7 protein-coding genes are annotated in these 13,019 nt (G+C 65.3%); 6 read left to right on the top strand and 1 reads right to left on the bottom strand.

The genetic code is table 11. The annotated features are described in order from the left end of the window. Nucleotides 1–96: 96 nt before the first annotated feature. Together GXP39_15750 and GXP39_15745 are read left to right on the top strand one after the other, a co-directional pair. The gene (locus GXP39_15750) at nucleotides 97–1,065 is read left to right on the top strand and encodes an acetylxylan esterase (GenBank protein NOZ29489.1); all 969 of its coding nucleotides are present in this window, start codon (nucleotides 97–99) and stop codon (nucleotides 1,063–1,065) included. Between the two features lie 36 nt (nucleotides 1,066–1,101). Further along, nucleotides 1,102–4,335 carry a glycoside hydrolase family 31 protein gene (locus GXP39_15745; GenBank protein NOZ29488.1) on the top strand — a complete coding sequence of 1,078 codons (3,234 nt, stop codon included), beginning with the start codon at nucleotides 1,102–1,104 and terminating at the stop codon, nucleotides 4,333–4,335. A gap of 240 nt (nucleotides 4,336–4,575) precedes the next feature. Here the strand turns inward: GXP39_15745 and GXP39_15740 are convergent, their stop codons facing one another. Continuing rightward, nucleotides 4,576–6,684, bottom strand: a complete 2,109-nt coding sequence (locus GXP39_15740) for a glycosyl hydrolase (GenBank protein ID NOZ29487.1) — start codon at nucleotides 6,682–6,684, stop codon at nucleotides 4,576–4,578. 294 nt (nucleotides 6,685–6,978) lie between these two features. On the opposite strand from GXP39_15740, the gene GXP39_15735 reads away from it, so the two are divergent. The 4 genes from GXP39_15735 to GXP39_15720 form a co-directional block, all read left to right on the top strand. Next, entirely contained in the window at nucleotides 6,979–8,301 is a 1,323-nt protein-coding gene (locus tag GXP39_15735; GenBank protein NOZ29486.1) for a hypothetical protein, read from the top strand. A gap of 317 nt (nucleotides 8,302–8,618) precedes the next feature. After that, nucleotides 8,619–10,046, top strand: a complete 1,428-nt coding sequence (locus tag GXP39_15730; GenBank protein ID NOZ29485.1) for a sulfatase-like hydrolase/transferase — start codon at nucleotides 8,619–8,621, stop codon at nucleotides 10,044–10,046. 4 nt (nucleotides 10,047–10,050) lie between these two features. Beyond that, on the top strand, nucleotides 10,051–11,118 hold the full coding sequence (locus tag GXP39_15725; GenBank protein ID NOZ29484.1) for a hypothetical protein: 1,068 nt from the start codon (nucleotides 10,051–10,053) through the stop codon (nucleotides 11,116–11,118). A gap of 12 nt (nucleotides 11,119–11,130) precedes the next feature. Then, on the top strand, nucleotides 11,131–13,019 hold a 1,889-nt coding region (locus GXP39_15720; GenBank protein NOZ29483.1), incomplete at its 3' end, for an alpha/beta fold hydrolase.

Raw genomic sequence — 13,019 nt, 5'->3', positions numbered from 1 at the left:
TCTCGTAGTCCATACTGTAGCCCGAGGGTCCCTGAGTCGCCTTGTGGCGATCGAGGCGATCACTCGTCAGGCAAACTTTCCCCGGGAGGATAGGCCATGCTCTTCGATCTGCCCCTGGATCAACTGAAAGTCTACCGGCCCGCCCGCGAGGAGCCGTCCGACTTCGACGATTTCTGGCAACAGACCCTGGCCGAAGCACGGCAAACCCCGCTGGATGCCCGGTTCGAGCCTGTGGACTACGGGCTGCGCACGGTGGAGACCTTCGATGTCACGTTCAACGGCTACGGCGGCCAGCCGGTTAAAGGCTGGCTGCTCCTGCCCCGGGATCGCCAGGAACCGCTGCCCTGCGTCGTTGAGTACATCGGCTACGGCGGCGGTCGTGGCTTTCCCACCGACTGGCTCCTATGGAGCAGCGTCGGCTATGCCCATCTGGTCATGGACACCCGGGGCCAAGGCAGCACCTGGGCTCCCGGCGATACGCCCGATCCCGAACCGGACGGGTCCAATCCCCACTACCCTGGGTTCATGACCCGCGGCATCCTGGACCCCAAGACCTACTACTACCGTCGCGTGTTCACGGACGCCGCACGAGCCGTGGAGGCCGCCCGGTCACATCCGGCCCTGGATCCGGAGCGCATCGCCATTACCGGCGTGAGCCAGGGCGGCGGGGTCACCCTCGCCGTCAGCGGCCTGGTGCCCGACGTCCAGGCCGTCATGCCCGACGTGCCCTTCCTATGTCATTATCGCCGCGCCACGGAGATCACCGACGCGACGCCCTACGCCGAGATCGCCAAATACTGCCTCGTGCACCGGGATAAGATCGACACCGTCTTTCACACGCTCTCCTACTTTGACGGCGTCAACTTCGCAGCCCGGGCCCGGGCACAGGCCCTGTTCTCCGTCGCCCTCATGGACCTCGTCTGCCCGCCATCCACGGTCTTCGCCGCGTACAACCATTACGGCGGCCCCAAGGACATCCGCATCTACCGCTACAACAACCACGAGGGCGGCGGCCCCTACCAAACGGTCGAAAAGATCCGGTTCCTGACCCGTCTGTGGGGATAGACGGAACCACCCACCTATCGAATGGAGGGGTGCCCCATGACCATCACACGAGTGCAAGAAGCCACGCCTATCCCGGGCGGCGCGCTGCTCTCGGTGGACGATGCACTCCTGGAGGTGCGATTCACAGCGGCCAACGTCCTTCGCGTTCGCCTGGCCCCCCACGGGGAGTTCCGGGCGGAGGAGACGTTCACCCTGGCCGTCGATCCGGCGCCGCACCTGGAAACCTCGCTCACCGTCGGGGAGGAGACGATCATCCTGGCCACGTCCGAGCTGCGGGCCGAGATCCGGCGGGACCCCTTCCGGCTACGTCTGGTGGATGCACAGGGCAACATCGTGGCGTCCACACCGGAGGACGCGCCCGGCATCGAGTGGGAAGGCAGCCGAAGGGTGTGTCGGGTGACGCTCCCAAAGGGTGTGGGCGTCTACGGCCTGGGCCAGGGAGCCCTCTCGCAGCTCAACCTGCGCGGCCGCGAGCGCCGCATGTGGCAGGAGTGGGACGCCGGGCGGCATAGCGGCAACGGCGGCATCCCACTGGCGTTCACCACCGCCGGATACGGTCTTTTCCTCAACTCCTCCTGGCCATCCCGCTGGGTGATCGCCGAGGGGAAGACGATGCCGGCACCCATGCGACCGGATTGGGCCCCGCCCCCCTGGCCGCACGCCCAGCCCTCCGGGGAGGAGCACCCGGAACGCCTCACCATCCTGCTGGACGACGGCGAGCTGGACCTCTTCCTCATCTACGGGCCAGCCCCCGATCGCATCCTGGAGAGCTACACCCAACTCACTGGCCAGCCGGAACTGCCGCCGCGCTGGGCGCTGGGGCTGATCCAGTGCAAGAATCGCTATCGCAGCGCCGAGGAACTGATGCACATCGCCCGGGGATACCGGGATCGCAACCTGCCATGCGACGTCCTGGTCATCGACTGGCATTGGTTCAAGCGGTTCGGGGATCTGGCCTGGGACGCGGCCGACTGGCCGGACCCGGCCGCCATGTTGCAGACGCTGCGGGAGATGGGCTTCCGGGTCATGCAGGCGCAGCACCCCTTCATCGACCGGCAGGCGCTCACCTTCCAAGAGTTCCATCGCCGAGGGTTCCTGGTGGACATCGACTCCGATCCCCGAGCTGTGTTCGATCACACCCATCCCCAGGCTCGAGCCGCGTGGTGGGCCCATGTCCGCCCTCTCTGGCGCCAGGGGATACGCGCCTACTGGACCGACATGGGGGAGGTGGAGAAACACAGCGAGGGCGTTCAGCACTTCCTGGGCCCTCGCGAGCGGGTCCACAACATCTACTCGCTCCTCTGGTCCAGGGGCCTGTACGAGCACCAGCGACAGGAGAGCGATCTGCGCGTGTGCGCGCTGGCCCGGACGGCCTGGGCCGGGATCCCCCGATATGGCACGCTCATGTGGTCAGGCGACATCAACGCCGACTGGGATGTGCTGCGCGATCAGGTGATCGTCGGCCAGGAGGTGTGCCTCTCCGGCCAGCCGTATTGGACCACCGACATCGGCGGGTTCTTCCTCACGCCCTCCTTCGGCGGCGAGCTGTACGCCCGCTGGTATCAGTGGGGCGCCTTCTGCCCCATCTTCCGCACCCACGGCACGCGGCCCGGCAACGAGCCCTGGACCTTCGGCCCGCAGGTAGAGGCGATCTGCGCCCGCTACATGCGGTTGCGCTACCGACTCCTGCCGTACATCTACGCCTGCGCTCGCCGGACGCACGAGACGGGACGGCCGTTTATGCGAGCCATGGTCCTGGACTTCGGAGACGACCCCGCCGCGGTGGCGGCGGAACATCAGTTCATGTTCGGCCCCGCCTTCCTGGTCGCGCCCGTGGTGGAGCCGCGCGCCCGACGCCGGGAGGTCTACCTGCCCGACGGGACCTGGTACGACTTCTGGACGGAGCGACGCTGGGAGGGCGGCCGCACGATCGAGGCGGAGGCGCCGTTGGACACGCTGCCGCTGTTCGTGCGAGGCGGCAGCCTGATCCCCATGGGCCCCGAGGTCCTCTTCGCCGACCAGCGTCCGCTAGACGAGGTCACTTTGCACGTCTACCCCGGCGGCGACGCCACGTTCGATCTGTACGAGGATGACGGCGACACCTATGCATACGAACGCGGCGAGTACGCCAGGACACGGATCACGTACCGTGAGGGGGAGAAGCCGGAGATCGCCATCGCCGCATCGGAAGGGGAGTTCCAGGGCATGCCCAACGCCCGGATCTGGCACGTGATCCTGCACGACAGCGATCCCCCGGCCGAGGTGCAGGTGAACGGCGAGCCGCTGGCCGAGGGCGAAGGGTGGGTTTACGATCCGGCTGGGCGGCTGCTGACCGTGCACCTGGGCAAGCACCCCGTGCGAGCGCCGATTCAGGTCATCATCACGCCGGGGGGGACACCCCGGGAGGCGCCAGTGCGGACGCCCGAGCTAGGCGTGGAGGTCTCGCTGGGCGCCAAGCCGGGCCACCTGCTGGTGCGAGCCTACGTGCGGAATCCCTGGGGCAATCCCGATCTGACGGCCCGGTTCTCGTTGACGCCGCCCCCCGGATGGCGAGCGTCTCCGACGGGTGAGGGACAGAGCGCCGCCGGGAGCGGAGGCATCGCCGATGCGTGGTGGGCGTTGGAGCGGACTCAGGAGCCGACGGTGTGTAGCCCGGAGGTCGAGGTCACAGCGGAGGCCTCGGTGGGCGGCGCAACGCACACGCTGCAAAGCACGGCGCTGCTCACTCATGCCTACGCCAGCCCGTGGTTGACCGCAGGGCCCTTCCCCAACGGGGGACAAGGCTTCGAAACGGCGTACCCGCCGGAGCACGGCGTCGATCCCCAGGCGACTATGGAAGGCCGGGACGGCCGGATGCGATGGCGGGAGCACGAGGTGCTGGACAGCTTCGGATATGTGAACTTCACGCATCTGCTGTCGACCAAGAAGGACGGGCTTCCCCAACCGATTCGCGATGCGGTGGCCTACGCGGCCTGCGCCGTGTGGTCCCCGGACGAGCGGACCGTGTGGGCGGAGCTGTCCGGCGAGGAGCAGCTGAAGCTGTGGTGCAATGGGGAGCTCGTATTCGCAGCGGACGGCATACGGGTGATCGAGCCATTGCGGGCGCCGGTCACGCTGCGCGCCGGGTGGAACGAGGTGTTGGTTAAGGCCACGCGCGGCCCGCAGGAGGAGTTCTCCGGTCGCATGTTCGGCTTCTACTTCCGTTTCGTGGACGAGGCCGGCACGCCGGTGAGCGATCTGCGGTACGCGTCACGGCCCGCTTCCACCTGACCTCTATTCGATCTCCACAAGGAACTGGGCCGAGGCCAGGCGGGAGAAAGGCCTTTTCTGGAGGGGACGAAGCCTCCCTCCAGTTTGGCTTTTCGGGTGGCGGAAGGCAGCGCCCTCCGCCACCCACATCAAGATATAGGGTTACGCCACAAAAGAAGCCGTATATATGGGCACTCACGGGAAGAGGGCTGGGAAACGCTGCGAAGGACGAAGCGATGCTTCATCCCCCATTGCCCCTCGTCAAAGAGAGAAAGCGCCCCTCAGCAGGTCCTTTTCATCGCTGCTGAAGCCGATATAAGCCTGGTACTCCATGCGCTCCAACTCCCAAGAGGAGGTCTCCGGATTGTACCAGCGCAACCGCTCGATGGGACAGGAGATCAGCACCCTCTTCGTCTCCCCCGGCTGCAGCGTCACCCGCTGGAAACCCCGCAGGAGCTTCTTCGGGCGGTCCACGGTGGAGTTCTCAAACCCCACGTAGAATTGCACCACCTGATCCCCGGTGCGCTTCCCCATATTCGTCACGTCCACGGAGGCCACCACCTGATCGCCGTCCACCTCGAAGGAGGCATTCGTCTGGCGGAAGGTCGTGTAGGAGAGCCCGAAGCCGAAGGGAAAGGCCGGGACATGCCCTTCCCGCTCCAGCTTGGTGTACCCGTGATAGAGATCGTATTCCACGCGAGTGGCGTACTTGTCGAACTCGGGGAGATGAGCCGGATCGGCGGGGATCGTAAAGGGCAGCTTCCCGCCCGGATTCACCTCGCCGAAGAGGACCCTGGCAATCGCCGTGCCCCCTTCCATGCCCGGATAGAAGGCATGCAGGATCGCCGGCACCTGATCCCTCCACTCCTCCACCACGATGGCGCTTCCGCCGATCAGCACGACGGCAGCGTTCGAATTCGCTGGCGCCACGGCCCGGATCAGATCCACATCCCCTTTGTGCAGCCGCAAATCGTCTCGGTCCCCTCCGACCTTGATCAGGCCGCCCAGGAACTCCACGTACTCCCCCTCATCCCGATGGTCATAGCCCACGACGAACACGACCGCATCCGCCCTCGACGCGATCCGCCGGGCCTCCTCCAGATCCTTACCCTCGCCATACAAAATCTCGACGGAGGGCCCTAGTACCTTCCGCAACCCCTCCAGCGGGGTCACCACATAGGGCGGGAACACCCGGCTGGAGCCGTGATCACCGATGTTGGCGAAATCGCCCAACCGGCCCAACAACGCCACCCTCTTCACCCGATCCCTGTCGAACGGCAGCGTGCCCGCCTCATTCTTGAGGAGGACGATCGACTTCTCAGCGACTTCTAGGGCCAGCCGGATGTGCTCCTCACAGGCGGGCAGCGACTCCGGATAATCGCCCAGAGGATCGGCTGCCTCGGTGAACATCAAGATCGTCCGCACGATCCGTCGCGCCGCCTCGGCGATCACGGCCTCGAGGACGTCGCCCCGCCTGACGGCCCGCACCAGCCTCTTCCCGTAGTACTTCGTGTGCGCCATCTCGACGTCACATCCGGCGTTGGCCGCCTCCACCGTGTCCCGCACGCCCCAGAAGAAATCGCTGATCACGAACCCATAAAAGCCCCACTCCTCCTTCAGGATCGTCCGGAGCAGGTAGGCGTTATGGCAGCAGTGCACGCCCCGGAACTTGTTGTAGGCCCCCATCACGCTGGCCGCCCCGGCGTCCAGGCACTCTTTGAAGTGCGGAAGATACACCTCCCGCAGCGTGCGCTCGTCGCAGGTGACATCGACCTTAAACCGGGTGGTCTCCTGATTGTTAAGGGCGTAATGCTTGACGCACGCCATCACGTTGTGCTTCTGCACGCCCCGGACCAGCGCCGCCCCCATCTGCCCCACATGGAACGGATCCTCCCCGTACGTCTCCTGCGCCCGGCCGCCCGCCGGATGCCGCAACAGATTGATGCAGACGCCGCCGAAATAGTTGCCACCCACCGCCCGGATCTCTTTGGCGATGGCCTCGCCGACGCGCTCCTCCAACTCCACGTCAAAACTGGCGCCCCGTTGCATGGAGACCGGGAAACACGTCCCGTGATTGGGGACCATCCCGCGAGGGCCGTCACAGAACAGCAGGGGAGGGATCCCCAGACGCTCATTGCCGCCAGCCGGATAGGGGACCTTGTTGTAGCGCCCGCCGTCCCGGAGCTGTATGCTCAGCAGGCTCCTCCTCCCGCCCATCAGGTCCACCTTTTCTTCCAGGCTCATCCGGGCGACAAGCTCCCCCGCCCGCCGATCATATTCCGCCAGTCGGTTGGCTATCTCGTTCCTGTTCACGGACCACCGCTCCTTTCGGGCTATCACTTGCGACCGATCGGCCGTCCGATCCGCCATCCCCCGGACGGAACCTATCCTAGATCGGCGGCGGCGATCTGTCAACAGACCCGGCACAGGCGCCCAAGGGACCCCTCACTCATCCGTGTATTCCACGCAGGGCTCCTTGATATTCCCGTCAACCTGGGCTACTATATCACCAAAAGAACTGCAAAGTCAGCGTCTCTACTGCGGCAGCGGATGCTTTTCGCGTGGAAATACGGCGGGGAGGCTTTGAGGGGCTGCGCCCCTCAAGGGCTTGCGATGGACATCGTGGGCTGTTTCGCAAAATTTCCATCACACTAGGAGAAGCTCATGGGTACGAAGATCACCATCATCGGCGGCGGGAGCAGCACCTTCGTCCCCCAGCTCATGCGCCTGTTCATCGGCTCCGAGGTGCTGGCGGGCAGCACCATCACACTCATGGACATCGATTCGCATCGGCTGGAGGTGATGGATCGGTTGTGCCGTATCCTGGTCGAGAGGGAGGGAGCCGATCTCACCATCGAGAGCACGACGAACCAACGGGAATCGCTGGTCGGCGCCGACTTCGTGATCACAGCCATCTCCGTGGGCGGGATGGACGCCTGGGAGAAGGACATCGAGATCCCGGCCAAATACGGGGTCTACATGGCCATCGCTGATTCCATCGGGCCGGGCGGGATCATGCGCGCCTTCCGCCACATCCCCGTGCTGGCCAGCGTGGCCGACGACGTCAGCCAGGTGGCACCTGGGGCGTGGGTTTTCAACTACTCGAACCCGGTGAGCGCCATCATCACAGCCCTGCGCCGTCATCGCCCGGAGGTGAGATCCGTAGGGTTGTGCACCTGTGCTTCCATCCCCCGCAATGCCCGCTATTTGGCGGAATGGGCACAGGTCGATCCCGAGGAGATCCTGGTCCCAGCCCCGGCCGCCGGGCTGAACCACTGCGCCTTCATGCTGGACGTGCGGCTCCGGGACGGGCGCAGCGCCTTTCCTCTAATACTGGAGCACGTCGAGCAGCCGGTGGTGCGTTGGGGACTGGAGACGTACGGGGTGCTCCCCTACTGCTGGAGCCACGTGACCGAGTTCTTCCCGGCGCTGAGCCAGTTGGAGGAGCCGTATCAGGGTCGGCTGCAGGGTCTGGCGATGAAGTACGGCATCCACGTGCACGACATGAGCCATGAACGAGAGCGCAGCGAGCGGTGGGAGCGCCTGGTGCAGGCGTGGACCAGCGGCCAGGAGGAGGAGGTCTCCCTGGACGTGCTCCCCAGCGCCGAGGCCATCGAGGTCGTGGAGATCATGGAAGCGCTCTTGACCCACGGCAACGCGATCCACGTGGTCAACGTGCCCAACCAGGGAGCCGTCGAGAACCTGCCCGACGACGCCATCGTGGAGGTGAACACCCTGGTCGGCGGTTACGGCATCCAGCCGGTACACATCGGCGCGCTGCCGGAGCCGCTCGCCGCCACCCTGCGCAACCACATCACCACGCAGCAGCTCACCGCCGAGGCAGCGCTGACCGGCGACTACAAGACGGCGCTCCAGGCCTTCATCCAGGATCCACAGACGCAGGCACGGCTGGCGATGGAGGACATCGAGAAGCTCATGCGGGAGCTGTTCGAGGCACATCGCGAGCACCTGCCCCAGTTCGCCTAGCGGTCCACTGAAAACCGCAGAGACGCCGAGGACGCAGAGAGGAAATAGCGAAGCTGAGAGGGATCTCTCGTGTACAGTGATGTACACAAACTCTGGTTTGGCCCTTTGGGTAGCGAAGGGCAGTGCCCTTCGCTACCCATACCAAGATATAGGGGGATGCCATAAAAGAGGCCGCATATATAGGGCCTCAAAGAAAAAGGCCAAACTCCAGTTGTGTACAGTTATGTACACAAAGATCCTCATACTCGCTTTGAGAATCTCTGCGCTCTCTGCGTCTCGACGGTGCATCTTCATCAGATTCCTAGAAGGAGTCGGCCATGAACCTCATCGTCATCTGCCTGGACACCTTCCGGGCCGACATCATCGGCCCGGGCAAGAAGATGAGCCACATCGAGACGCCCAATCTGGACGCCTTCGCCCGGGAGGCGGTGTCCTTCGAGCAGGCCTTTGGGGAAGGGCAGCCCACGTTGCAGATGCGCCGAGCCTTCTTCACGGGCAGGCGATCCTTCCCGTGGCGCTACAACTTCGACCGCCGGGGACACTGGCACCACGCCCCGGGCTGGCACAAGATCCCGCCCGAGCAGGACACCCTGGCCGAGATCCTCGTGAAGCGCGGCTACTTCACGGGTCTCATCGCCGACACTTACCATATGTTCAAGCCCACCATGAACTATACCCGGGGATTCTGCACCTACGAGTTCGTCCGAGGCCAGGAGACGGACAACTGGCGCGGCGGCACGCTGGAGATGATCGAGGAACAGCTCAAAAAGCACACCCGGCAGCCTCTGGACTCGCCTCAACTGCACCTGGTCCAATACCTGTGGAATCAGCGCGGCCGCGCCCGCGAGGAGGATTATCAATGCGCGCGGGTCTTCCGCGCGGCGATGCGATGGCTGGAGGACAACGTCGCCAACGCCCCCTTCTTCCTCTGGATCGACTCCTTTGACCCCCACGAGCCCTGGGACCCTCCCAAAGCGTACGCCGATCGCTACTATCCCTACGATGGGATCGACTTCATCTATCCGAACAACGAGGACACCACACCCGAGGAACAGGAGCGCATGAAGGCGCTTTACTGGGGAGAGGTAACGTTCGTGGACAAATGGGTGGGCGCGTTCCTGAACAAGATGGACGAGCTGAAGCTATGGGATGACACGGTCGTGATGGTAACCAGCGACCACGGCACCCAGCTCCAGGATCACACGCGCTTCGGCAAGGGGCCGGATGAATTGCATCCCTTCAACACGCAGATCCCGTGGTATATCCGCCATCCCGACGGCCCACGAGGCAAACAGATCGACGCCTTCGTGCAGAGCCACGACCTCCTGCCCACAGCCCTGCGCCTGCTCGAAGTGCCCTACGCCAACGTCGATGGGGAGGATGCCTGGTCGCTGGTCACCGGCGAGCGAGATGTGATCAGAGACCACGTCGTGATCGGGTGGGCCGATTTCGTGGCCGGCAACGCCGGCGGGCGGGCCTCCGTGCGCGACGCGGAGTGGAACTACGTGGTCAGCGTGGGCGAGGAGGATCCCCAGCCCGAGCTATACCACCTGCCCAGCGATCCCGAGGAGAGGAACAACGTCCACGATCGGTATCCGGAGGTTGTGGCCAGGCAGCGAACGCGGCTGGAGGCCGTGGTGGGGCAGCCCCTCCCGGCGCAACTGAACGAGGTGTGCGATCACCCCGCACCATCTCCTATGCATTTCTTCCTCCAGCACCGAGCTTCGGGCAGATCAGCGAGGTAGACCCGTGGAGAAAAAGGAACGATTGGCGAAAGCGTTCGCCCTCGAACGGCCCGACCGGCCGCCGGTCCTGGGCGGCTGGCTGGCGGCGCCGAACCACATCCAGGCGCTAACCGGCTGCTCCGAGGAGGAGTACTGGGCCGATCCATTTCGCTGGGGGCTGGAGGCGGAGCGCGTCCTGGGCTCCGACGGCGTCATCGACATCTTCGTCCCCATCGCCCGAGGCGCCTACCGCTGCGTGGATCATAACGTCCTGGAGGAGCGAAGCAGCCACACCGTGGACGACGTGCTGGCCGCCACCGAGGCGTTGCCCGATCCAGAGGAGATGGAGGATAGCTTCGACGAGGAACAAGCTTACGAATACTTTCTGGCCGATTTCCAGACCAGACAGGCCCAGTGCGGTGACATCGTGTGGTGCCCGGCCGACTGGGAGCTGATCCCCAAGGCGCTATGGTATCACGAGTTCGGCTACGAGAGCGCGCTGACGGCGCTGGCCCTCTATCCCGAGCGCTACCGCAGGCTGATCCGCTTCAGCGCCGAGCGCGGCCGCCAGCACGCCATCCTGCGGGCACGGGCTATCCGGGAGGGGATCCACCCGCGCGCCATCCTCACCGGCGAGGACATCTGCACTCAAAAAGGGCCGATGGTCTCGCCGGAGTTCCTGCGCCGTGAGTACTTCCCATGGGTCGAGTACGCCCTGGAGCCGCTACTGGAGGTGGGGGCCAAGATCGTGTGGCACTGCGACGGCGACTGGCGTCCGCTGATCCACGACGTGCTGGCCTGCGGCATCGGCGGGCTACAGGGTTTCCAGAGGGAATGCGGCATGAAGCTGGAGTGGATCGTCGATCTGCGCACCCGTGACGGCGACCCGCTGCTCATCTTTGGCCCCATGTCGGTGACGACCACGCTGCCGCATGGCACGCCGGAGGACGTGCGCGCCGAGGTGCGTCGGGCCATAGAGATCTGCCGGGATAGGGCCTCGCTGGTGTTCTTCACCAGCAACACCATTATCCCGGATACCCCGCTGGAGAACATCCGGGCCTTCTGGCAAGCCGTGCTGGATAGCAGATGGTGATGGAGACAGGCCATGGAGAAACGCCACGCGTATCTGGAGCAACTGCGTCGCATCCTGCCACCCAGCGAGCCATGGGAGGCATGGCTGGCGCGAACGGGAGAGCTACCCCCCGATTTCGACGCGCTGCCCTCCCACGCCGATCTGCCCGACCTGCTGACCCGCGAAGACGGACAACCTGTCACGAGCGCAGACGAGTGGCGGGAGCGCCGGGAGGAATTGAAAACCCGCTTGCAGCGGTGGATGCTGGGACAGGTGCCGCCTCCGCCGGGCAACCTACAGGCCCATATCCTGGACGAGCGAGTGGAAGATGAGGCGACGGTGCGCCAGGTGCAGCTCGCCTTCGGGCCGGGACACCGCGCTCGGCTGTGGCTGGAGCTGCTCATCCCACCCGGCGACGGGCCCTTCCCCGTCTTCATGACGCAGCACAACCACCGGGCCTGGGCGCTGATCGCCCTGCGGCGAGGATATCTGGCCTGCGTCTACGCCGGTTCCGATTCCCGGGATGACACGGACACGTTCGCGGAGGCGTATCCCGAGTACGACTGGTCCCGGCTGACCCGCCGTGCCTGGGCCGCCAGCCGGTGCGTGGACTACCTGGCCACCGTACCGCAGGCGGACATCGAGCGGATCGCCATCACCGGTCACTCCCGCAACGGCAAGCAGTCCCTCATCGCCGCCGCGCTGGACGAACGCATCGCCGTCGTCATCTCCAGCAGTTCCGGGGCAGGCGGCACGATGACGACGCGTCACTTCTCCGAACAACATTTCGGCGAGGGGATCGAGCTCCTCACCCGCGTGTTCCCCGACTGGTTCCATCCTCGGCTGCGCTTCTTCGTCGGCCGCGAGCACAAGCTGCCCGTGGACCTCCACGCGCTGGTAGCCCTCAGCGCGCCACGCCCGTGCCTGCTCAGCATCGCGCTGAACGACGGCGTGGAGAGCACCTGGGCCATGCAACAAACTTACCTGGCCGTCCGAGAGGTGTATAGGCTACTGGGCGTCGAGGGTCGGCTACGCATCCTGTGGCGCCCCGGCCGCCACGAGACGTGGCCAACCGTCATCGAGCGGTACCTCGACTGGTGCGATACGCACTTCGGCCGCGGCGAGTACGCCTTCCCTGAGCGATTCGTGCATCCCTGGGACTGGGAGACATGGCGTCAACGCAACGACGACCGGGTAGAGCCCACGAGCTTCCCCGCACGCGGTCTAGACGACGTCCTGATCCGGGAGAATGGCGCCCCAGTGCGTACTGTGGCAGAGTGGAAGGCGAGACGGGAGGAGATACGCGCTCAGGTGCGATGGATGCTGGGCGAATCGCCGCCACGGGCGGGCAGTCCCGGCGGGCACTACGGCGAAGAGCCCGCACATATCGCCGCCATGCTGGGGCGGGAGGACGCTGGCGAGGGATTGGAGAAGGCACAGATCGTCTTCGGCGAGTACATCAACGGGGACGTGTATATGCCCGCCGGGCTGAGCGAGTCGGGCCAGCGGGCGCCAGCGATCCTCTGGCTTCACCCCTTCTCCTTCGCCAGCGGCTACGTCGCCTCGTACCGCCGCGGCGAGCAGGTATTCCGCACGCTGGCGCGCGCCGGCTTCGTCGTCTTCTGTTTCGACCAGATCGGATTCGGCCGACGCGTGGAGGAGGCCGAGGGCTTCTACGAGCGACACCCGCGGTGGTCACTGCTTGGGAAGATGGTGCGAGACGCCCGAGCGGCGCTGGATACGCTCGCCCAGCTTCCTTATGTCGACCCGAAACAGATCTGGGGGCTGGGATACGGCCTGGGTGCTCTGGTCGGGCTACACCTGGGCGCCCTGAACGAGCGGCTGGCCGGGCTCATCTCCGTGTGTGGACCGCCGCCGTTTCGACTGGACACGGATGAGAGACGCACCGGCGGCATCCGGCG

The organism is Chloroflexota bacterium (assembly GCA_013152435.1).
Lineage (GTDB): Bacteria > Chloroflexota > Anaerolineae > DUEN01 > DUEN01 > DUEN01.
The sequence above is the reverse complement of the archived record's forward strand: the minus strand, read 5'-3'. Positions and strand labels throughout refer to the sequence as shown.